The organism is Klebsiella sp. G-Nf4 (assembly GCF_002810615.1).
GTDB classification, from domain to species: Bacteria; Pseudomonadota; Gammaproteobacteria; order Enterobacterales; family Enterobacteriaceae; genus Klebsiella; species Klebsiella variicola.
This window is the reverse complement of the sequence record NZ_PION01000009.1, coordinates 110,777-132,766: the sequence shown is the minus strand read 5'-3', so window position 1 is coordinate 132,766 and position 21,990 is coordinate 110,777. Positions and strand designations below refer to the sequence as shown.

Here is a 21,990-nt window from a genome sequence, read left to right as displayed (position 1 = left end):
GCCGGGAGGCAACAAACAAGCGCTGTGTTACCCGACGAACGCTTTTCTTAATGCTTTTCCCAACCGGTCTGCTGGGCGCTAAAGCCGAGTGCCTGCATAAATGCGGCCATCACACCGCGGTCTTCCACCCCGTGGTCGGCGACGCGCCAGCTATTGATGGCCGGGTTATCTCGCAACGTCTCTTCCACTAAGTATTGCCCGACGCCGCGGCGGCGGGTCACTTCACGCACGCACAGATCGCTGAGCTCGGCTTCGACGCCGCGCAGGGTGACGCGCACAGCGCCCAGCAGGCGCTCGTTAAAGCGGGCGGCGTAGAGACGATGATTCTCGTCCAGGGTTAACGTCGACAGATCCTGCGACGGCCAGATTTTCCCCAGGTCGATGCGATCCTGATCGGTGAAGTGCTGTAAACGGATAATGGTCAGTTTCATGGGCGGCAAATCCAGTGCAAAACAGAGGCGCCAGTGTACCCAAAATTGCTGTCTGGCGGAGCGCTGTTTTTTGCGCGTACATCAGGGGATTCGTTTTCCGGATGTAGTCAGGGTAGCGCAATCCGTCATGGATCGAAAAATAAGCAGAATTTTAACCTAATGTGCAGCGTTTTATTCCGCCTTATGTATCGTTATTTTATGCTGCAGGATGGACTTTTTTTTGTTTATCTTCACCAAAATACAGAATATTATCTTTGCTTAATCGACTGAAAAATAGAGATTTTAATCTGTTTTTTAGTGAAAAGCTGCGCTAAACCATTAAACTCAATGGTAAAAATGGCGTTGTTTAATAAAAGCACAGAATGCTTTTTAACCATAAAAATACAAAACATTTACACCACATCACGAACGGGGTTCTGCAGCATGAAAAGGAACGCGAAAACCATCGTCGCGGGCATTGTCGCATTAGCGATGTCGCACGCGGCGATGGCCAAGGATATTAAGGTCGCCGTCGTCGGCGCGATGTCGGGTCCGGTGGCCCAGTGGGGCGACATGGAGTTCAATGGCGCGCGTCAGGCGATTAAAGACATCAACGCCAGCGGCGGCATTAAGGGTGACAAGCTGGTGGCCGTCGAATATGACGACGCCTGCGATCCGAAGCAAGCGGTCGCGGTGGCCAACAAAATCGTCAACGACGGCATTCAGTACGTTATCGGCCACCTGTGCTCCTCTTCCACTCAGCCGGCTTCCGACATCTATGAGGATGAAGGCATCCTGATGATCTCCCCGGGAGCGACCAACCCGGAGCTGACCCAGCGCGGCTATCAGTACATCATGCGTACCGCCGGCCTCGACTCCTCGCAAGGGCCGACCGCGGCGAAATATATCGTCGAGAAAGTGAAACCGCAGCGTATCGCCATCATTCATGACAAGCAGCAGTACGGCGAAGGGCTGGCGCGTTCGGTGCAGGACAACCTGAAAAAAGCCGGGGCCAACATCGTCTTCTTCGACGGCATCACCGCGGGGGAAAAAGATTTCTCCGCCCTGCTGGCGCGCCTGAAGAAAGAGAACATCGACTTCGTCTACTACGGCGGCTACTACCCGGAAATGGGCCAGATGCTGCGCCAGGCGCGCTCCGTTGGGCTGAAAACCGTGTTTATGGGGCCGGAAGGGGTCGGCAACGCCTCGCTGTCCAATATCGCGGGCGCCGCGGCGGAAGGGATGCTGGTGACGATGCCAAAACGCTACGATCAGGATCCTGCCAACAGCGCCATCGTCAACGCGCTGAAAGCGGAGAAGAAAGATCCGAGCGGGCCGTACGTCTGGATCACCTATGCCGCCGTTCAGTCGCTGGCGCAGGCGATGGACAGAACTGGCAGCCAGCAGCCGCTGGATTTAATCAAAGATTTGAAAGCGCACGGGGCGAAAACCGTGATTGGGCCGCTGACCTGGGATGAAAAAGGCGATCTGAAGGGATTTGAGTTTGGTGTCTTCCAGTGGCACGCCGACGGCTCTTCGAGCGCGGCGAAATAAGCGCTAAAGACGAGTTATCCCTCCGCCCGCGAGCCGCGGGCGGTTTGAAAAAGGTTACCTTATGTCCGAGCAGTTTCTCTATTTTCTGCAGCAGATGTTTAACGGCGTCACGCTGGGCAGTACCTACGCGCTGATCGCCATCGGCTATACGATGGTGTACGGCATTATCGGCATGATCAACTTCGCCCACGGCGAGGTCTACATGATTGGCAGCTATGTCTCTTTCATGATCATCGCCGCGCTGATGATGATGGGCATCGACACCAGCTGGCTGCTGGTCGCCGCCGGATTCGTGGGCGCCATTGTGATTGCCAGCGCCTACGGCTGGAGTATCGAGCGCGTGGCCTATCGGCCGGTGCGTAACTCTAAGCGTCTGATTGCGCTGATCTCCGCTATCGGGATGTCTATCTTCCTGCAGAACTATGTCAGCCTGACTCAGGGGTCGCGCGACGTGGCGCTGCCGAGCCTGTTTAACGGCCAGTGGGTCGTCGGCCACAGCGACAGTTTCTCCGCGACGATCACCACCATGCAACTGGTGATCTGGGTGGTGACCTTTATCGCCATGCTGGCCCTGACGCTGTTTATTCGCTACTCGCGGATGGGGCGCGCCTGCCGCGCCTGCGCCGAAGACCTGAAAATGGCGAGCCTGCTCGGCATTAACACCGACCGCGTCATTGCCCTGACTTTTGTCATTGGCGCAGCGATGGCGGCGGTGGCGGGCGTGCTGCTCGGTCAGTTCTACGGCGTGATTAACCCCTACATCGGCTTTATGGCCGGGATGAAGGCCTTCACCGCCGCCGTGCTTGGCGGTATCGGCAGTATCCCTGGCGCGATGATCGGCGGCCTGATCCTGGGTATTGCCGAGGCGCTCTCTTCTGCCTATCTCAGCACCGAATATAAGGACGTCGTTTCCTTCGCGCTGCTGATTCTGGTGCTGTTAGTGATGCCGACCGGCATTCTGGGCCGCCCGGAGGTAGAAAAAGTATGAAACCGATGCAAATTGCAATGGCGCTGCTGTCTGCCGTGATGTTCTTCATTCTGGCGGGCGTCTTTATGGGCGTGCAGCTGGAGCTGGACGGCACCAAACTGGTGGTCGATACCGCCGCCGATATTCGCTGGCAGTGGATCTTTGTTGGCACCGCGGTGGTCTTTTTCTTCCAGTTGCTGCGGCCGCTGTTCCAGAAAGCGGTTAAGAACGTCTCCGGGCCGAAGTTTATTATGCCGGCGATTGACGGCTCGACGGTGAAGCAGAAGCTGTTCCTGATAGCCCTGCTGGTGATTGCCGTGGCATGGCCGTTTATGGTGTCGCGCGGCACGGTGGATATCGCCACGCTGACGATGATCTATATCATCCTCGGCCTCGGGCTGAACGTGGTGGTCGGCCTTTCCGGCTTGCTGGTGCTGGGCTACGGTGGGTTCTACGCCATCGGCGCGTATACCTTCGCGCTGCTGAACCACTATTACGGTCTCGGCTTCTGGACCTGTCTGCCGCTGGCTGGCCTGGTCTCCGCGGCGGCCGGCTTCCTGCTGGGCTTCCCGGTGCTGCGTCTGCGCGGCGACTACCTGGCGATTGTGACCTTAGGCTTCGGTGAAATTGTGCGTATTCTGCTGCTCAACAATACCGAGATCACTGGCGGGCCGAACGGCATCAGCCAGATCCCGAAACCGACTTTCTTCGGCCTTGAATTTAGCCGTACCGCCCGCGAAGGCGGCTGGGATACCTTCAGCAATTTCTTCGGCGTCAAATACGATCCCTCCGACCGGGTGATTTTCCTCTACCTGGTGGCGCTGCTGCTGGTCGTGCTCAGCCTGTTCGTCATCAACCGCCTGCTGCGAATGCCGCTGGGGCGGGCGTGGGAAGCGCTGCGTGAAGATGAGATCGCCTGTCGTTCGCTGGGCCTGAGCCCGACGCGCATCAAGCTGACCGCCTTTACCATCAGCGCCGCGTTTGCTGGCTTCGCCGGGACGCTGTTCGCTGCGCGCCAGGGCTTCGTCAGCCCGGAATCCTTCACCTTCGCCGAGTCGGCCTTCGTGCTGGCGATCGTGGTGCTGGGCGGGATGGGCTCGCAGTTCGCGGTGATCCTCGCGGCTATTCTGCTGGTGGTGTCGCGCGAGCTGATGCGTGACTTCAACGAATACAGCATGTTAATGCTCGGCGGCCTGATGGTGCTGATGATGATCTGGCGCCCGCAGGGGCTGCTGCCAATGACGCGCGTGCAGTTGAAGCTGAAGAACGGTCAGGCGAAAGGAGAGCAGGCATGAGTCAGCCATTATTATCCGTCAGCGGCCTGATGATGCGTTTCGGCGGTCTGCTGGCCGTCAACAATGTGTCGCTGGAGCTCAGAGAGCGCGAGATTGTCTCGCTGATCGGCCCCAACGGCGCCGGGAAGACCACCGTCTTTAACTGCCTGACCGGTTTTTACAAGCCCACTGGCGGCACCATTATGCTGCGCGACCAGCACCTGGAAGGGCTGCCGGGTCAGCAGATTGCGCGGATGGGCGTGGTGCGGACCTTCCAGCACGTGCGTCTGTTCCGCGAAATGACGGTGATTGAAAACCTGCTGGTGGCGCAGCATCAGCAGCTGAAAACCGGGCTCTTCTCCGGCCTGCTGAAAACGCCGGCCTTCCGTCGGGCGCAGAGCGAAGCGCTGGACAGGGCCGCCACCTGGCTGGAGCGTATCGGCCTGCTGGAGCACGCCAACCGTCAGGCCAGCAACCTGGCCTACGGCGACCAGCGCCGGCTGGAAATTGCCCGCTGCATGGTGACCCAGCCGGAAATTCTGATGCTCGATGAACCGGCGGCGGGGCTGAACCCGAAAGAGACCAAAGAGCTGGACGAGCTTATCGCCGAGCTGCGTAACCATCACAACACCACCATCCTGCTTATCGAACACGATATGAAGCTGGTGATGGGCATTTCCGATCGCATCTACGTCGTGAACCAGGGGACACCGCTGGCCAACGGGACGCCGGAAGAGATTCGTAATAACCCGGACGTGATCCGCGCATACCTTGGTGAGGCATAAGATGGAAAACGCGATGTTAACTTTTGACAACGTCAGCGCCCACTACGGCAAGATTCAGGCGCTGCACAACGTCAGCCTGCAAATCAAGCAGGGCGAGATCGTGACGCTTATCGGCGCCAACGGCGCGGGGAAAACCACGTTGCTCGGTACGCTGTGCGGCGACCCGCGTGCGTCAAGCGGACGCATTGTCTTTGACGGTAAGGATATTACCGACTGGCAGACGGCGAAAATCATGCGTGAAGCGGTGGCGATCGTCCCGGAAGGGCGGCGCGTCTTTTCACGCATGACGGTGGAAGAGAACCTGGCGATGGGCGGTTTCTTTGCCGACCGCGATCAGTTCCAGACCCGTATCAAATGGGTGTATGAATTGTTCCCACGTCTGCTCGAACGCCGCATCCAGCGCGCCGGGACCATGTCCGGCGGCGAGCAGCAGATGCTGGCGATCGGTCGCGCCCTGATGAGCCAGCCGCGCCTGCTGCTGCTGGATGAACCGTCGCTGGGGCTGGCGCCGATCATCATTCAGCAGATTTTCGACACCATCGAGCAGCTGCGCGAGCAGGGAATGACTATCTTCCTGGTTGAGCAGAACGCCAACCAGGCGCTGAAGCTGGCCGACCGCGGCTACGTGCTGGAGAACGGCCACGTGGTGCTGGAGGATACCGGCGACGCGCTGCTGGCCAACGAGGCGGTGCGCAGCGCCTATCTCGGCGGTTAGTTCATCGCAACCCGGCGGCGCTTCGCTTGGCCGGGCTACCCAAGCCGTTGTAGCCCGGGCGAGGCGCTTGCGCCGACCCCGGGAGCCAATCGCACGAATATTATCCGTGTCTCAGTTCCCACTTTACCTCCCCCGTCCTTTCATCGGCTTGTCATCTCTCTGACCCGTTACTATCTTTTTTTTGTAATAAAAGAGTTATTTTTCTGTAATTCGAACATGTCATGTTACCCCGCGAGCATAAAACGCGTGAAATCGCGCATCCGGCACAACAAGAGAGATAACCGATGATATCGTTACGACATACAGCTTTAGGACTGGCGCTGAGCCTGGCTTTTGCCGGTCAGGCCCTGGCGGTTACCACCATCCCATTCTGGCACTCAATGGAAGGCGAGCTGGGTAAAGAAGTGGATTCTCTGGCGCAACGCTTTAACGCGGCCAATCCTGATTACAAAATCGTTCCGGTATACAAAGGCAACTATGAACAGAGCCTGAGTGCCGGTATCGCCGCTTTCCGTACCGGCAACGCCCCGGCGATCCTGCAGGTGTATGAAGTCGGCACCGCGACCATGATGGCGTCAAAAGCCATTAAGCCGGTGTACCAGGTGTTTAGCGAGGCAGGCATCAAGTTTGATGAATCGCAGTTCGTGCCGACGGTGGCCGGGTATTACACCGATTCAAAAACCGGCCATTTACTCTCCCAGCCGTTTAACAGTTCTACCCCGGTGCTGTACTACAACAAAGACGCCTTCAAAAAAGCCGGTTTAGATCCGGAGCAGCCGCCGAAGACCTGGCAGGATCTGGCGGCCTACACAGCGAAGCTGAAAGCCGCCGGGATGAAGTGCGGGTACGCCAGCGGCTGGCAGGGCTGGATCCAGATTGAAAACTTCAGCGCCTGGCACGGTCTGCCGGTGGCCACGAAGAATAACGGCTTCGACGGTACCGACGCGGTTCTGGAGTTCAACAAGCCGGAGCAGGTGAAGCATATCGCTCTGCTCGAAGAGATGAACAAGAAGGGCGATTTCAGCTACTTCGGGCGCAAAGACGAGTCCACCGAGAAGTTCTATAACGGTGACTGCGGGATTACTACCGCGTCATCCGGCTCGCTGGCCGATATTCGTCAGTACGCCAAATTCAACTACGGCGTCGGCATGATGCCATACGATGCCGACGTGAAAGGCGCGCCGCAGAATGCCATCATCGGCGGGGCCAGCCTGTGGGTGATGCAGGGTAAAGACAAAGAGACTTACACCGGCGTGGCGAAGTTCCTCGACTTCCTGACCAAACCGGAAATCGCCGCCGAATGGCACCAGAAAACCGGCTATCTGCCGATCACCACTGCGGCCTACGATCTGACGCGCCAGCAGGGCTTCTATGATAAGAACCCGGGCGCCGATATCGCCACCCGCCAGATGCTGAACAAGCCGCCGTTGCCGTTCACCAAAGGCCTGCGTCTGGGCAACATGCCGCAAATCCGCACTATCGTCGATGAAGAGCTGGAGAGCGTGTGGACCGGCAAGAAAACCCCGCAACAGGCGCTGGATTCCGCCGTTCAGCGTGGGAATCAACTGCTGCGCCGCTTCGAGCAAGCGACCAAATCGTAATCTGTAACTTGCCCGGTGACGCTGCGCTTACCGGGCCTACGATGTGCCCTATGTAGGCCGGGTAAGGCGTAGCCGCCACCCGGCATTGTTCAGGAACCCAATCTCAATGTCATCAACCCGTCCGGTATTCCGCTCGCGTTGGCTGCCCTATGTGCTGGTCGCGCCGCAGCTGATTATCACGCTGATTTTCTTTATCTGGCCCGCGGGCGAAGCGCTGTGGTACTCGCTGCAGAGTGTCGATCCGTTTGGCCTTTCCAGCCAGTTTGTCGGCCTGGATAACTTCGTCACCCTGTTCCACGACCCGTACTATTTGGACTCGTTCTGGACGACCATAAAATTCAGCACCCTGGTAACCGTCAGCGGCCTGCTTATTTCGCTGTTTTTTGCCGCGCTGGTCGACTACGTGGTGCGCGGCAGCCGCTTCTATCAGACGTTGATGCTGCTGCCGTATGCTGTGGCCCCCGCCGTCGCGGCAGTGCTGTGGATCTTCCTCTTCAACCCCGGGCGCGGGCTGATCACCCATTTCCTCGGCGAGCTGGGCTACGACTGGAACCACGCGCAGAACAGCGGCCAGGCGATGTTCCTGGTGGTCTTCGCCTCGGTATGGAAGCAGATAAGCTACAACTTCCTGTTCTTCTTCGCCGCGCTGCAGTCGATCCCGCGTTCGCTGGTTGAGGCCGCCGCCATCGACGGCGCCGGGCCGATTCGTCGCTTCTTTAAGCTGGCGCTGCCATTGATTGCGCCGGTGAGCTTCTTCCTGCTGGTGGTCAACCTGGTTTACGCCTTCTTCGACACCTTCCCGGTGATCGATGCCGCCACCGCCGGCGGCCCGGTGCAGGCCACCACCACCTTGATCTACAAAATCTATCGCGAAGGTTTTGCCGGGCTCGATCTTTCCGCTTCCGCCGCGCAGTCGGTGGTGCTGATGTTCCTCGTCATTATCCTGACGGTGGTGCAGTTCCGTTACGTTGAAAGTAAGGTGCGTTACCAATGATTGAGAACCGTCGCGGGCTGACGATTTTCAGCCACACCATGCTCATTCTGGGTATTGCCGTCATTTTATTTCCGCTGTACGTCGCCTTCGTGGCGGCGACGCTGGATAACCAATCGGTGTTCGAAACGCCGATGACCCTGATCCCCGGCGGCCATCTGCTGGAGAACATGAAGACCATCTGGGTGAACGGCGTCGGCGTCAACAGCGCGCCGTTCTGGCTGATGATGCTCAACAGTTTCATCATGGCGTTTGGCATTACGCTGGGCAAAATCGTGGTGTCGATGCTTTCGGCTTTCGCCATCGTCTGGTTCCGCTTTCCGCTGCGTAACCTGTTCTTCTGGATGATCTTTATCACCCTGATGCTGCCGGTCGAGGTGCGTATTTTCCCGACGGTGGAGGTCATCGCCAACCTCAAAATGCTCGACAGCTACGCCGGGTTAACGCTGCCGTTGATGGCTTCGGCCACCGCCACCTTCCTGTTCCGCCAGTTCTTTATGACCCTGCCGGACGAACTGATTGAAGCGGCGCGCATCGATGGCGCTTCGCCGATGCGTTTTTTCCGCGACATCGTGCTGCCGCTGTCGAAAACCAATCTCGCGGCGCTGTTCGTCATCACCTTTATCTACGGCTGGAACCAGTATCTGTGGCCGTTGCTGATTATTCAGGATGTGAATCTTGGCACCGCCGTCGCCGGTATCAAAGGCATGATCGCCACCGGCGAAGGCACCACCCAGTGGAATCAGGTGATGGCGGCGATGCTGCTCACTCTGATCCCGCCGGTTGTCATCGTTTTAGCCATGCAGCGCGCGTTTGTGCGTGGCCTGGTCGATAGTGAGAAATAAAATGGCTGGTTTAAAACTACAGGCAGTAAGCAAAAGCTGGGATGGCAAAACCCAGGTGATTCAACCGCTGACGCTGGACGTGGCGGACGGGGAATTTATCGTCATGGTCGGCCCGTCGGGCTGCGGGAAATCAACGCTGCTGCGGATGGTCGCCGGGCTTGAACGAGTGACCAGCGGCGATATCTGGATCGATCGCAAACGGGTGACTGAGATGGAACCGAAGGATCGCGGCATCGCGATGGTGTTCCAGAACTATGCGCTATATCCGCATATGAGCGTGGAAGAGAACATGGCGTGGGGGCTGAAGATCCGCGGCATGGGGAAGGGACTGATCGCCGAGCGCGTGCAGGAAGCGGCGCGTATTCTGGAGCTGGACGGCCTGCTTAAGCGCCGCCCGCGTGAGCTCTCCGGCGGCCAGCGCCAGCGCGTGGCGATGGGCCGCGCCATCGTGCGTGACCCGGCGGTATTCCTGTTCGACGAACCGCTGTCAAACCTCGATGCCAAACTGCGCGTGCAGATGCGTCTTGAGCTGCAGCAGCTACATCGGCGCCTGAAAACCACTTCGCTGTATGTCACCCACGATCAGGTGGAGGCGATGACCCTCGCCCAGCGGGTGATGGTGATGAATAAAGGTATTGCCGAGCAGATCGGCACCCCGGTGGAAGTGTATGAAAAGCCCGCCAGCCGCTTTGTGGCGAGCTTTATCGGCAGCCCTGCCATGAACCTGCTGGAAGGGCGGGTCAGCGATGACGGCGGCCGCTTCGAGCTGGCCGGTGGCATGGCGTTGCCGATGAATCACGAGCATCGGCGCTACGCCGGGCGTAAAATGACGCTCGGTATCCGCCCGGAGCACTTTATTTTAAGTTCGCAGGCGCAAGGTGGCATTCCGCTGCTGATGGATACCCTGGAAATCTTAGGTGCCGATAACCTCGCCCACGGGCGCTGGGGCGAGCAGAGGCTGGTGGTCAGACTGCCGCATCAGCAGCGCCCGGCGGGCGGCAGCACGCTATGGCTGCATCTGCCCCTGGAACATCTGCACCTCTTTGATGGTGAAACAGGACAACGCGCATGAGTAACTGGCCTTATCCCCGCATCGTCGCCCATCGCGGCGGCGGTAAACTGGCGCCGGAGAACACCCTGGCGGCTATCGATGTCGGCGCCCGCTACGGGCACACGATGATTGAATTTGACGCCAAGCTGTCGAAGGACGGGCAGATCTTTCTGCTGCATGACGATAATCTCGAACGCACCAGCAATGGCTGGGGCGTGGCGGGCGAGCTGGCGTGGGACGATCTGCTGAAGGTCGATGCCGGCAGCTGGTACAGCCGTGAATTTAAGGGCGAGCCGCTGCCGTTGCTCTCTCAGGTGGCGGAGCGCTGCCGCCGTCACGGCATGATGGCGAATATCGAAATTAAGCCGACCACCGGGCTGGGGTCGGAGACCGGCAACGTGGTGGCCCTGGCCGCGCGCGATCTGTGGCAAGGCATGACCGCGCCGCTGCTCTCCTCTTTTGAAATTGATGCCCTGGAAGCGGCGCAGAAAGCCGCGCCCGAGCTGCCGCGCGGGCTGCTGCTGGATGAGTGGCGCGATGACTGGCGCGAATTGACCACCCGGCTGGGCTGCGTGTCGATTCATCTCAACCACAAACTGCTGGATGCGGCGCGGGTGGCAAGCTTGAAACAGGCCGGCCTGCACATTCTGGTGTATACGGTCAATAAACCCCAGCGCGCCGCCGAGCTGCTGCGCTGGGGCGTAGACTGCATCTGCACCGATGCCATTGACGTCATCGGGCCGAATTTCCAGCCTTAAGACGGATTTGCTGCGGCTGACCTTTACGGGTTGGTCTGCCGCAGCATTCCACCGTTGTTGTTTGGTAGCACCTGCTGCTGCGGATTGAGATTGCCGCCCTGGGCCGCACGCTGCTGATTAGTCTGCAACTGGTTTTGCAAATGCTGCTGCTGCGAGCGGGTCTGATTGTTCAGATCCTGCTTCAGCATGCTCTGCTGCTGCTGTTGTTGCACCTTCATCTCATTTTGCATGCGCTGCTGGCTGGGGACCACGTAACCCGGCTGGTTAGGGTTGTTATTAACATTGATCGGCTGGGCTAATACGCCAAGCGGCATCAGCGCCGCCAGAAACAGAATCGCTTTCATGGTTTTCTCCTCCCGTGCGTGGGATCACTTAAGTGTACCTCGAATCCGCCATAACAATGATTTTTTAGGCGTTATCAACCAGGCTTAAGCGGGGAATGAAACCTACCTTTCAGGAGTAAGACAATGATAAAAACAACAATATGGCGCCAGGTGGTCATCGCTGCATTGCTGGTGGGCGGTAGTTTCACCGTCGCCGCCAATCCGCCACCGCCGCCACCGGTCTCTTATGGCGTAGAGGAAGATGTGTTCCACCCGGTACGCGCCCGGCAGGGGATGGTGGCGTCGGTAGACGCGCTGGCGACCCGCGTCGGCGTGGATATTCTGCGCCAGGGCGGCAACGCTGTCGATGCGGCAGTCGCGGTTGGCTACGCGCTGGCGGTCACCCATCCGCAGGCCGGTAATATCGGCGGCGGCGGTTTTATGTTGCTGCGGACTAAAGACGGCCAGACCACGGCGATCGATTTCCGCGAAATGGCGCCGGAACAGGCCACCCGCGACATGTTCCTTGACGACCAGGGCAACCCGGACAGTAAAAAATCGCTGACTTCGCATCTGGCCTCCGGCACGCCAGGCAGCGTCGCGGGCTTCTCCCTCGCCCTGGAAAAGTACGGCACCATGCCGCTGAACAAAGTGATCCGCCCGGCGATTAAGCTGGCGGAAGAGGGCTTTATTGTTAACGATGCGCTGGCGGACGATCTGAAAACCTACGGCAGCGAAGTGATCCCGCAGCATGAAAACAGTAAAGCGATCTTCTGGAAGAACGGCGAGCCGCTGAAAAAGGGCGATCGACTGGTGCAAAAGAATCTCGGTAAGAGCCTGGAGCTGATTGCTGAGCACGGCCCGGACGCCTTCTATAAAGGGGCCATCGCCGACCAGATCGCTGACGAGATGAAAAAGAACGGCGGACTTATCACCAAAGCCGATCTCGCCAGCTATAAGGCCGTCGAACGTACGCCGATTAGCGGCGACTATCGCGGGTATGAAGTTTACTCCATGCCGCCGCCGTCTTCCGGCGGGATCCACATCGTGCAGATCCTCAATATCCTCGAAAATTTTGATATGCAGAAATATGGCTTTGGCAGCGCCGACGCCATGCAGGTAATGGCAGAGGCGGAGAAACACGCCTATGCCGACCGTTCTGAATATCTCGGCGACCCTGACTTCGTCAAAGTGCCGTGGCAGGCGCTGACCAGCAAAGCTTACGCCAAAGCAATTGCCGCCGAGATTGATGTCAACAAGGCCAAACCTTCCAGTCAGATCCGCCCGGGCAAGCTGGCGCCCTATGAAAGTAACCAGACCACCCACTTCTCGGTGGTCGATAAAGAGGGTAATGCGGTGGCGGTGACCTATACGCTGAATACCACCTTTGGCACCGGCATCGTGGCGGGGGACTCCGGCATTCTGCTGAATAACCAGATGGATGACTTCTCGGCGAAGCCCGGCGTGCCTAACGTTTATGGTCTGGTGGGCGGCGACGCCAATGCGGTGGAGCCGAAAAAACGCCCGCTGTCGTCGATGTCGCCGACCATTGTGGTGAAAGACGGCAAAACCTGGCTGGTGACCGGCAGCCCGGGCGGCAGCCGGATCATCACGACCGTACTGCAGATGGTGGTCAATACCATCGATTTCGGGATGAACGTCGCGGAAGCCACCAACGCGCCGCGCTTCCACCATCAATGGCTGCCGGATGAGCTGCGGGTGGAGAAAGGCTTTAGCCCGGATACCTTGAAGCTACTGGAGGCGAAGGGGCAGAAAGTGGCGCTGAAAGAGGCGATGGGCAGTACCCAGAGCATCATGGTAGGGCCGGACGGCATGCTGTATGGCGCCTCCGATCCACGTTCGCCGGATGATTTAACGGCGGGGTATTGATGTGTTGCCCGGTGGCGCTGCGCTTACCGGGCCTACAACTGTGCGAACGTAGATACTGTTATCGGTTTGCAACTTTTTTGGCCCGGGAAAAACATATGCTTTGTGTTAATTCAGAGCACATTGCGCTCCCGATATTTCTTCTGCGTTATGACTCTCATGGCGCAGGGAGCGCACAGAGGGCGGCCAGTCGCCGCCGCCCTCTGTACTCCCGGGCTCTGGCCGCCAAAATCGCCACTTCGTGGTACCTTCGACTTATCCCGGCAGGCTTCGGGTCGGGCCGAGGCAGCATCCGTGCAAAACACGGCCCTCAGCCCGCATCCATGCGGGCTGCCCCGGCCTTCCGGGAACGTCTCAGCGATTTTGAGGCCCATCAACACCGGCAGTTTCAGCCAGCATGGTGAATAAATTAAAGGCAGGCCGCACGAACGGTAGGCCGGGTAAGGCGAAGCCGCCACCCGGCAACACGCTACTTCATTCTCGCCATATAATACGCATCCACATACTCACCGTTACGCAGCGCGTAACGCCTGCCGGTGCCTTCGATCTCAAAGCCGTACTTCTCATACACCGCAATTGCCGGGGCGTTATCGGCGAACACCGTCAGCTCAATCCGCTCGACGCGCAGCCAGTTGTCGCACATATCAATCATGGTACGCATCAGCGCGCTGGCGACGCCGCGGTTGTGCCAGCGCGAATCCACGCTGACACCAAAATCGGCGACGTGGCTACGGCGGGGACGTTGGACGACGGCAATGCTTAAATGGCCGACGACTTGCTCATCGATACAGGCCACCAGCTGCTTCACGCCGGGCGTATCGGTTAGCCGCTCCCGCCACATATGTTCGGATGGATGAGGGACCTGTAGCGTGTTGTGATACACCTCCGGCTGGGCGTGAATTTGACGAATCGCGTCAATATCTTTCGGTTCAGCATGGCGTATCACGATGTCACTCATTCCTTGTTCCTCATTCAGGTGAAAAGTCCCTTTAAACATCACTGACTACGGCGTTCGAGTCAACACGCATTATTTGCAAAAAAAAGTAGACAAGTGCGAATGAGAATGATTATTATTGCTCTGCATTCAGGAAGACCCCTGCGGAAAGCCTGAAAGCACGACATTGCTCACATTGCTTCCAGTATTACTTTAGCCAGCCGGGTGCTGGCTTTTTTTTTGCGACAACCTCAGGCGCTCTGTGGCCTGGCGGGTTCCGCGTCGGCTTTGGATGGCGTGTCTGCTACCAAACCGACAATATGACTCTTGTTCTCCGCTGCGGCCAGCATTTCAGCGCGACCGGTAAAAACCCCGCCTTTCTTGATCGCCAGCGCGCGATAGGCGAGGGTACCATCCAGATGGCCATGCTCCTCGATGGTGATGCTGTCGCCATGACACTGGCCCTGCACCTTGCCGTCGATTATCAGCTCCCGGCAGCTGACGTTGCCCTCCACCTTTCCTTCACGCATCACCTTAATCAGATGTTCTTTGGCCTCAATGTTACCGGTCAACTGGCCGTGAATATAGACATGGCCGCTGGCGACAATATTGCCGACAAAATGCACCCCGTTGGCGATAACCGTGGTCTCTTGTTTTTTGCTGGTGGCCGCTTCGGGTTCTGGGGTCATTGCGGCAGGAGTGGCCACTTCGGCCATCTGAGGTTCAGTTTTATTTTTCTTAATAAACATCGCGTTAATCTTGTTCCGTTGGCTATGGAGGAGGAAGGCGACAAGCGCGCAGGCGGCCGTCAGGCGCACCAGCTCGATCGCATCGACAGACCAGGCGATCAGCGCGAGAAGCCAGAAAAAAAGGGCGCCGTTTATGGCGAGATATTGTTTGTCCATCAGCAGCGGCTGGCTACTCCGTTAGTCATCAGCAACGTCCTGGTTTGCCCTCCACTTATCCGTAGTTTCGCCGTTGCGATCAAGTTTTTTAGCCGCAAAATGATGAACTAATCACTGGTTAATCAATTGGTTATTAATATTTTCGTATAGGTGGTACTCGAACTATTTTGCTGGCGAATCTTCGCGGAAAGCGGACAGAGAGGATGAAGTCATGCCCCGGCTTGCGCTATGGTTGAAGGTAGCTCATCAACTAAGGACAGCGTTATGACTCTGCACTGCGCATTTATTGGCTTCGGCAAAAGTACCACCCGCTACCATCTTCCTTACGTTTTGCACCGCAAAGACCGTTGGCATGTGGCGCATATCTACCGCCGCCGGGCGAAGCCCGAGGAGCAGGCGCCGCAGTATTCCCATATCCATTTCACCAGCGATCTTGATGACGTGTTAAACGACTCACAGGTCAATCTGGTGGTGGTCTGCACTCACGCCGACAGCCATTTTGAATATGCGAAAAAGGCGCTGGAGGCGGGGAAAAATGTGCTGGTGGAAAAGCCGTTCACCCCGACGCTGAAGGAGGCCAAAACCCTGTTTGCCCTGGCAAACAGCAAGGGCCTCACGGTGACGCCCTACCAGAATCGTCGCTTCGACTCCTGCTTCCTGACCACCAAAAAGGTGATTGAGAGCGGGAAACTCGGCGAACTGGTGGAGATCGAAAGCCATTTCGATAACTACCGCCCGGTGGCGGAGACCAACCCCGGCGGCCCGCAAAACGGCGAGTTCTATGGTCTCGGCGTGCATACCCTGGATCAGGTAATTTCGCTGTTCGGCCGCCCGGACCATGTCTCTTACGATCTGCGTTCGCTGCGCAATAAAGCCAACCCGGATGACACCTTTGAGGCCCAGTTGTTCTTCGGCGATCTGAAGGCCATCGTTAAGACCAGCCATCTGGTGCAGATCGACTACCCGAAATTTATCGTTCACGGCCATAAAGGTTCGTTTGTGAAATACGGCATTGACCAGCAGGAGACCAGCCTGAAGGCCAATATCATGCCGGGCGAGCCGGGTTTTGGGGCGGACGACAGCGTCGGCGAGCTGGTGTACGTCAACGAGGCGGGGGAGACGGTGCGTGAAGCAGTGCCGCTGGAGACCGGCGACTACGGTCGGGTGTACGACGCGCTGTATGACACCCTCGTCAACGGCCAGCCGAATTACGTCAAGGAATCTGACGTTCTCACCAATATGGAGATCCTGCAGCGCGGCTTTGAGCAGCCTTCTCCGGCCACCATCACCCTGGCAAAATAAGCAAAACGGGCTCCTCTGCGCTTGTTCATATTTTTTGAACAGAGGAGTCAATTTTCACCCTCTATGATCGCCGGCGGAATGGGTCCACACTTACTCCATCGAAAACATACGGGGGTGCAACATGATCTACTTACGCAAAGCGAACGAACGTGGCCACGCTAACCATGGTTGGCTGGATTCCTGGCATACTTTCTCTTTCGCCAACTATTATGACCCGAATTTTATGGGCTTCTCTGCCCTGCGGGTGATTAACGACGACGTCATCGACGCTGGTCAGGGCTTCGGTACCCATCCGCACAAAGATATGGAAATCCTGACTTATGTGCTGGAAGGGGCGGTGGAGCACCAGGACAGCATGGGCAACAAAGAGCAGGTGCCGGCGGGTGAGTTCCAGATCATGAGTGCGGGTACCGGGGTGCGCCACTCTGAGTACAACCCGAGTAAAACCGATCGTCTGCGTCTGTATCAGATCTGGATTATTCCGGAAGAAACCGGCATTACCCCGCGCTACGAGCAACGCCGCTTCGACGCCACGCAGGGTAAACAGCTGGTGTTGTCGCCAGATGCGCGAGATGGCTCGCTGAAAGTGTACCAGGATATGGAGCTGTATCGCTGGGCGCTGCTGAAAGATGAGCAGTCGGTTCATCAGATTGCCGCGGAACGCCGCGTGTGGATCCAGGTCGTCAAAGGTGAAGTGACCATCAACGGTACCAAAGCCACCACCAGCGACGGTTTGGCGATTTGGGACGAGCAGGCGATTTCGGTTCACGCCGACAGCGATAGCGAGATCCTGCTGTTCGATCTGCCGCCGGTTTGATAGTTATCTGAGCCAGGTTAAATAAATTGCGCAGCCTTTTCCGATGTTGGGGAAGGTTGCGCTTTGTCCGTGATAAACTGAGAAAATGTTTCCCCGTTGATCACAGTCAGGACGATGAAAAAGAAAAGACCCGTACTTCAGGATGTAGCCGATCTTGTCGGCGTGACCAAAATGACGGTCAGTCGCTATTTACGCAACCCGGAGCAGGTCTCCGAAGCGCTGCGTGGCAAGATTGCCGTTGCCCTCGATGAACTGGGTTATATTCCCAATCGCGCCCCTGACATTCTCTCCAACGCGACCAGTCGCGCCATCGGCGTGCTGCTGCCATCGTTAACCAACCAGGTCTTCTCGGAAGTGCTGCGCGGTATCGAAAGCGTCACCGACGCCTTCGGCTATCAAACCATGCTGGCGCACTACGGCTATAAGCCGGAAATGGAAGAGAAACGCCTCGAATCGATGCTCTCCTGGAACATTGACGGTCTGATCCTTACCGAACGCACCCATACGCCTCGCACCCTGAAGATGATTGAAGTCGCCGGCATTCCGGTGGTGGAGCTGATGGACAGCCGGTCGCCGTGCCTCGATATCGCCGTCGGGTTTGATAACTTTGAAGCCGCCCGGCAGATGACCGCGGCGATTATCGCCCGCGGCCATCGCCACGTCGCCTATCTGGGGGCGCGTCTCGATGAACGTACTATCATCAAACAGAAGGGGTACGAGCAGGCGATGCTCGACGCCGGGATGACGCCCTATAGCGTGATGGTGGAGCAATCTTCGTCCTACTCGTCGGGGATCGAGCTGATGCGTCAGGCGCGCCGCGAATATCCGCAGCTTGACGGTATCTTCTGTACCAACGATGACCTTGCGGTCGGCGCGGCGTTTGAATGCCAGCGCCTGGGGCTGAAGATCCCCGATGATATGGCGATTGCCGGGTTCCACGGCCACGATATCGGCCAGGTGATGGAGCCGCGGCTGGCCAGCGTCCTGACCCCGCGCGAGCGGATGGGGCGCATCGGCGCCGAACGGCTGCTGGCGCGCATTCGTGGTGAAACGATTACCCCTAAGATGTTAGATTTAGGTTTCACATTGTCACCGGGCGGATCAATTTAAACTGACAAGTTTGAAGTAGATCACACATATTCACATCTGGCACGAATGGATATTGCTTCTCCACAGATCCGGCATGACAATGTTACCGATAACAGTTACCCGTAACAATCAACCGATACGCCGCCTTCGCGCTGGATGAGTCAGCCACGGTGCGGCGTACCTGTCCGGTGGGAGGATGCTTTGAGCACGACTAATCATGATCACCACGTCTATGTTCTGATGGGCGTTTCCGGCAGCGGGAAATCCGCTGTCGCCAGCGAAGTGGCGCATCAACTGCATGCCGCGTTTCTTGACGGCGACTTTCTGCATCCGCGCAGCAACATCACCAAGATGGCCTCCGGTGAGCCGCTGAACGATGATGACCGCACGCCGTGGCTGCAGGCGCTGAATGACGCCGCGTTTGCCATGCAGCGTACCAACAAGGTGTCGCTGATTGTTTGCTCGGCGCTGAAGAAGAGCTACCGCGACATTCTGCGCAAGGGCAACCCGAACCTCTCCTTCATCTATCTGAAAGGCGATTTCGACGTGATCGAAAACCGTCTGAAGGCACGCAAAGGACACTTCTTCAAAACCCAAATGTTGGTGACGCAGTTTGAAACGCTGCAGGAACCAGGCGCCGACGAGAGCGATGTGCTTATCGTCGATATCGACCAGCCGCTGGAAGGCGTGGTGGCCAGCACCATCGAGGTGATCAACAAAGGCAGTCACTAGTGAGTACTTTAACGCTTGTTTTAACAGCAGTCGGCTCGGTATTGCTGCTGCTGTTTTTAGTCATGAAAGCGCGGATGCACGCCTTCGTGGCTTTGATGGTGGTTTCTATTGGTGCAGGTCTCTTCTCCGGTATGCCGCTGGATAAAATCGCGGCGACGATGGAGAAAGGGATGGGCGGTACGCTGGGCTTCCTGGCGATCGTCGTCGCGCTCGGCGCGATGTTCGGTAAGATCCTGCATGAAACGGGGGCGGTCGATCAGATTGCCGTCAAGATGCTCAAATCCTTCGGCCATAGCCGCGCGCACTATGCGATTGGTCTTGCCGGTCTTATCTGCGCGCTGCCGCTGTTCTTCGAAGTGGCGATCGTGCTGCTGATTAGCGTCGCCTTCTCGATGGCGCGCCATACCGGCACTAACCTTGTGAAGCTGGTGATCCCGTTGTTTGCAGGCGTTGCCGCCGCCGCGGCGTTCCTGCTGCCGGGGCCGGCGCCGATGCTGCTGGCGTCGCAGATGCACGCCGACTTTGGCTGGATGATCCTGATTGGCCTGTGTGCGGCGATCCCGGGGATGATTATCGCCGGTCCGTTATGGGGGAATTTCATTAGCCGCTACGTTGAGCTGCACATTCCTGACGATATCAGCGAACCGCATCTCGGCGAAGGCAAAATGCCGTCCTTCGGCTTTAGCCTGTCGCTGATCCTGCTGCCGCTGGTGCTGGTAGGCCTCAAAACCATCGCCGCGCGCTTTGTGCCGGTGGGATCTACCGCCTACGAATGGTTCGAGTTTATCGGCCATCCGTTCACCGCGATCCTGGTTGCCTGTCTGGTCGCGATCTACGGTCTGGCGATGCGCCAGGGGATGGCGAAAGACCGCGTGATGGAGATCTGTGGCCACGCGCTGCAGCCGGCGGGGATTATCCTGCTGGTGATCGGCGCCGGCGGCGTCTTCAAGCAGGTGCTGGTTGACTCCGGCGTCGGCCCGGCGCTCGGCGAAGCGCTGACAGGCCTGGGTCTGCCGATTGCGATTACCTGCTTCGTGTTGGCGGCTGCCGTCCGTATCATTCAGGGGTCCGCGACCGTTGCTTGTCTGACGGCGGTCGGTCTGGTGATGCCGGTCATTGAGCAACTGAACTACAGCGGCGCGCAGATGGCAGCGTTGTCTATCTGTATCGCCGGCGGCTCGATTGTGGTGAGCCACGTGAACGATGCCGGCTTCTGGCTGTTCGGTAAATTTACCGGTGCGACGGAAGCCCAGACGCTGAAAACCTGGACCATGATGGAAACCATCCTGGGTACCACCGGGGCGATTGTCGGTATGATCGCCTTCCAGCTGCTGAGCTAAGCCCGCTCACCTCCCGCTCGCGGGGAATAAAAAGCCAGGGTAACGCTGCTTACCCTGGCTTCTTTGTCATAAGCCGCCCTTTATCCCTCTTTTCCCCTTCCGCCACCCACGACGATGAGCACTACGACAAGACTCGTATCCCTCATCAGGCCTTGCTGTGTCTGGGTTTGTCGCTTTTTTTTGGCAAGCGGCAAATCACTCGATTTCGCGCTTAATCCATAATCAGGATCAATAAAATAGCGACGGAAAATATTCCATTCCCCGGGGGATTTCCCCGATAATCGTTGCGTTTTTGACGACGACCAGCGACGGTGGACAATGTGCAGGATAAGTTGCATTTCTGATTGTTCAGCAATCATTGATTAATTTCACTTGCGACTTTAGCTGCATTTTGTAAGGTGAGGGATAATCCAGTTGGAAACTGGCCAGGCACAAACAGCACACACCTCGCAGGAATACGTTATGAAAAATGTTGGTTTTATCGGCTGGCGCGGAATGGTCGGCTCTGTTCTCATGCAACGCATGGTTGAAGAGCGCGATTTCGACGCCATTCGCCCGGTGTTCTTCTCTACCTCCCAGCTGGGACAGCCAGCGCCGTCATTCGGCGGTAGCACCGGTGGCACGCTTCAGGATGCGTTCGATCTGGACGCGCTGAAGGCTCTGGACATTATTGTCACGTGCCAGGGCGGCGATTACACCAACGATATTTATCCGAAGCTGCGCGAAAGCGGCTGGCAGGGTTACTGGATTGACGCCGCGTCGTCGCTGCGCATGAAGGACGATGCGATCATTATCCTCGACCCGGTTAACCAGGACGTGATTACCGCCGGCCTGAACAACGGTGTCAAAACCTTTGTCGGCGGCAACTGTACCGTCAGCCTGATGCTGATGTCCCTCGGCGGCCTGTTTGCCCAGGATCTGGTGGAGTGGGTCAGCGTGGCGACGTACCAGGCGGCTTCCGGCGGCGGTGCGCGTCATATGCGCGAGCTGCTGAGCCAGATGGGTCAGCTGCACAACCATGTTGCGGCAGAGCTGGCGAACCCGGCTTCCGCCATTCTGGATATCGAGCGCAAAGTGACGTCGCTGACCCGCAGCGGCGAACTGCCGGTCGATAACTTTGGCGTGCCGCTGGCGGGCAGCCTGATCCCGTGGATCGACAAACAGCTGGATAACGGCCAGAGCCGCGAAGAGTGGAAAGGCCAGGCGGAGACCAACAAGATCCTCGCCACCTCGTCCGTTATCCCGGTAGACGGCCTGTGCGTACGCGTTGGCGCACTGCGCTGCCACAGCCAGGCGTTCACCATCAAGCTGAAAAAAGATGTGTCTATCCCGACCGTTGAGGAACTGCTGGCCGCGCACAACCCGTGGGCCAAAGTGGTCCCGAACGATCGTGAGATTACCATGCGCGAGCTGACCCCAGCCGCGGTGACTGGCACCCTGACCACCCCGGTAGGGCGCCTGCGTAAACTGAATATGGGGCCGGAGTATCTGTCGGCCTTTACCGTTGGCGACCAGCTGTTGTGGGGCGCCGCGGAGCCGCTGCGCCGGATGCTTCGGCAGCTGGCGTAAGCGCAGGATGAACATAAAGGGGGTCTTCAAGCCCCCTTTTTTTTTGCGTAATACAAGGAGTAAACGCGGATGTTAGATTTTTCCCCACGGAGGTAACCCAGCCTTGGCTATGCTTTAAGTAAGGAACTCCTTACCTGAAGG

The 21,990-nt window shown here is 57.8% G+C and carries 21 protein-coding genes and 1 pseudogene; 17 read left to right on the top strand and 5 right to left on the bottom strand.

What is annotated here, in order from left to right:
* Positions 1 to 47 precede the first annotated feature (47 nt).
* Positions 48 to 431, bottom strand: a complete 384-nt coding sequence (gene panM / locus CWM57_RS18870) for an aspartate 1-decarboxylase autocleavage activator PanM (protein ID WP_064180469.1) — start codon at positions 429 to 431, stop codon at positions 48 to 50.
* A gap of 423 nt (positions 432 to 854) precedes the next feature.
* On the opposite strand from panM, the gene livK reads away from it, so the two are divergent.
* The 10 genes from livK to ugpQ all read left to right on the top strand — a co-directional run bounded on the left by livK (position 855) and on the right by ugpQ (position 10,951).
* Positions 855 to 1,964 (top strand): high-affinity branched-chain amino acid ABC transporter substrate-binding protein LivK, encoded by a 1,110-nt coding sequence (livK, locus tag CWM57_RS18855; protein ID WP_002920808.1) that lies wholly within the window; start codon positions 855 to 857, stop codon positions 1,962 to 1,964.
* A gap of 61 nt (positions 1,965 to 2,025) precedes the next feature.
* The gene (gene livH, locus CWM57_RS18850; RefSeq protein WP_002920807.1) at positions 2,026 to 2,952 is read left to right on the top strand and encodes a high-affinity branched-chain amino acid ABC transporter permease LivH; all 927 of its coding nucleotides are present in this window, start codon (positions 2,026 to 2,028) and stop codon (positions 2,950 to 2,952) included.
* Complete coding sequence (gene livM / locus CWM57_RS18845) at positions 2,949 to 4,226, top strand: branched chain amino acid ABC transporter permease LivM (RefSeq protein WP_100676302.1); 1,278 nt, start codon at positions 2,949 to 2,951, stop codon at positions 4,224 to 4,226. Before livH ends, livM begins: the two co-directional genes overlap by 4 nt.
* Positions 4,223 to 4,990: a high-affinity branched-chain amino acid ABC transporter ATP-binding protein LivG gene (livG, locus tag CWM57_RS18840; protein ID WP_008806972.1), complete on the top strand. Its 768-nt coding sequence runs from the start codon at positions 4,223 to 4,225 to the stop codon at positions 4,988 to 4,990. The genes livM and livG overlap by 4 nt, the downstream gene beginning before the upstream one ends.
* Position 4,991: 1 nt before the next feature.
* Positions 4,992 to 5,705 carry a high-affinity branched-chain amino acid ABC transporter ATP-binding protein LivF gene (gene livF / locus CWM57_RS18835; protein WP_100631027.1) on the top strand — a complete coding sequence of 238 codons (714 nt, stop codon included), beginning with the start codon at positions 4,992 to 4,994 and terminating at the stop codon, positions 5,703 to 5,705.
* Positions 5,706 to 5,989: 284 nt separating this feature from the next.
* Entirely contained in the window at positions 5,990 to 7,306 is a 1,317-nt protein-coding gene (gene ugpB, locus CWM57_RS18830; protein ID WP_061153075.1) for a sn-glycerol-3-phosphate ABC transporter substrate-binding protein UgpB, read from the top strand.
* 106 nt (positions 7,307 to 7,412) lie between these two features.
* Positions 7,413 to 8,300: a sn-glycerol-3-phosphate ABC transporter permease UgpA gene (gene ugpA / locus CWM57_RS18825; RefSeq protein ID WP_074387038.1), complete on the top strand. Its 888-nt coding sequence runs from the start codon at positions 7,413 to 7,415 to the stop codon at positions 8,298 to 8,300.
* Positions 8,297 to 9,142 (top strand): sn-glycerol-3-phosphate ABC transporter permease UgpE, encoded by an 846-nt coding sequence (gene ugpE / locus CWM57_RS18820; RefSeq protein WP_064323935.1) that lies wholly within the window; start codon positions 8,297 to 8,299, stop codon positions 9,140 to 9,142. Before ugpA ends, ugpE begins: the two co-directional genes overlap by 4 nt.
* 1 nt (position 9,143) lies before the next feature.
* A complete protein-coding gene (locus CWM57_RS18815; RefSeq protein WP_100676301.1) occupies positions 9,144 to 10,214 on the top strand; it encodes a sn-glycerol-3-phosphate import ATP-binding protein UgpC in 1,071 nt (356 codons plus the stop codon).
* A complete protein-coding gene (gene ugpQ / locus CWM57_RS18810; RefSeq protein WP_100676300.1) occupies positions 10,211 to 10,951 on the top strand; it encodes a glycerophosphodiester phosphodiesterase in 741 nt (246 codons plus the stop codon). Before CWM57_RS18815 ends, ugpQ begins: the two co-directional genes overlap by 4 nt.
* 23 nt (positions 10,952 to 10,974) lie before the next feature.
* Here the strand turns inward: ugpQ and CWM57_RS18805 are convergent, their stop codons facing one another.
* Entirely contained in the window at positions 10,975 to 11,295 is a 321-nt protein-coding gene (locus CWM57_RS18805; protein ID WP_100676299.1) for a DUF2756 family protein, read from the bottom strand.
* 123 nt (positions 11,296 to 11,418) lie between these two features.
* Here CWM57_RS18805 and ggt point away from each other — a divergent pair, with 123 nt between their 5' ends.
* Positions 11,419 to 13,164 carry a gamma-glutamyltransferase gene (ggt, locus tag CWM57_RS18800; protein ID WP_100676298.1) on the top strand — a complete coding sequence of 582 codons (1,746 nt, stop codon included), beginning with the start codon at positions 11,419 to 11,421 and terminating at the stop codon, positions 13,162 to 13,164.
* 466 nt (positions 13,165 to 13,630) lie between these two features.
* Here ggt and yhhY read toward each other — a convergent pair whose 3' ends face one another.
* Entirely contained in the window at positions 13,631 to 14,119 is a 489-nt protein-coding gene (yhhY, locus tag CWM57_RS18790) for an N-acetyltransferase (protein WP_074387040.1), read from the bottom strand.
* A gap of 227 nt (positions 14,120 to 14,346) precedes the next feature.
* The gene (locus CWM57_RS18785; protein WP_100676297.1) at positions 14,347 to 15,000 is read right to left on the bottom strand and encodes a bactofilin family protein; all 654 of its coding nucleotides are present in this window, start codon (positions 14,998 to 15,000) and stop codon (positions 14,347 to 14,349) included.
* Between the two features lie 264 nt (positions 15,001 to 15,264).
* On the opposite strand from CWM57_RS18785, the gene CWM57_RS18780 reads away from it, so the two are divergent.
* From CWM57_RS18780 to gntU, 5 genes are all read left to right on the top strand, one after another.
* On the top strand, positions 15,265 to 16,302 hold the full coding sequence (locus CWM57_RS18780) for an oxidoreductase (protein ID WP_100676296.1): 1,038 nt from the start codon (positions 15,265 to 15,267) through the stop codon (positions 16,300 to 16,302).
* Between the two features lie 121 nt (positions 16,303 to 16,423).
* The gene (locus tag CWM57_RS18775) at positions 16,424 to 17,119 is read left to right on the top strand and encodes a pirin family protein (protein ID WP_061153085.1); all 696 of its coding nucleotides are present in this window, start codon (positions 16,424 to 16,426) and stop codon (positions 17,117 to 17,119) included.
* Between the two features lie 114 nt (positions 17,120 to 17,233).
* Positions 17,234 to 18,229 (top strand): gluconate operon transcriptional repressor GntR, encoded by a 996-nt coding sequence (gene gntR / locus CWM57_RS18770; protein WP_074387042.1) that lies wholly within the window; start codon positions 17,234 to 17,236, stop codon positions 18,227 to 18,229.
* 180 nt (positions 18,230 to 18,409) lie between these two features.
* The gene (gntK, locus tag CWM57_RS18765) at positions 18,410 to 18,940 is read left to right on the top strand and encodes a gluconokinase (RefSeq protein WP_012540395.1); all 531 of its coding nucleotides are present in this window, start codon (positions 18,410 to 18,412) and stop codon (positions 18,938 to 18,940) included.
* Complete coding sequence (gntU, locus tag CWM57_RS18760; protein ID WP_061153086.1) at positions 18,940 to 20,280, top strand: gluconate transporter; 1,341 nt, start codon at positions 18,940 to 18,942, stop codon at positions 20,278 to 20,280. The genes gntK and gntU overlap by 1 nt, the downstream gene beginning before the upstream one ends.
* Here the strand turns inward: gntU and CWM57_RS18755 are convergent.
* Positions 20,277 to 20,639, bottom strand: a pseudogene (locus CWM57_RS18755) (hypothetical protein). The gene gntU and the pseudogene CWM57_RS18755 sit on opposite strands and share 4 nt — an antisense overlap.
* A gap of 103 nt (positions 20,640 to 20,742) precedes the next feature.
* On the opposite strand from CWM57_RS18755, the gene asd reads away from it, so the two are divergent.
* Positions 20,743 to 21,849 (top strand): aspartate-semialdehyde dehydrogenase, encoded by a 1,107-nt coding sequence (gene asd / locus CWM57_RS18750; protein ID WP_061153088.1) that lies wholly within the window; start codon positions 20,743 to 20,745, stop codon positions 21,847 to 21,849.
* Positions 21,850 to 21,990 lie beyond the last annotated feature (141 nt).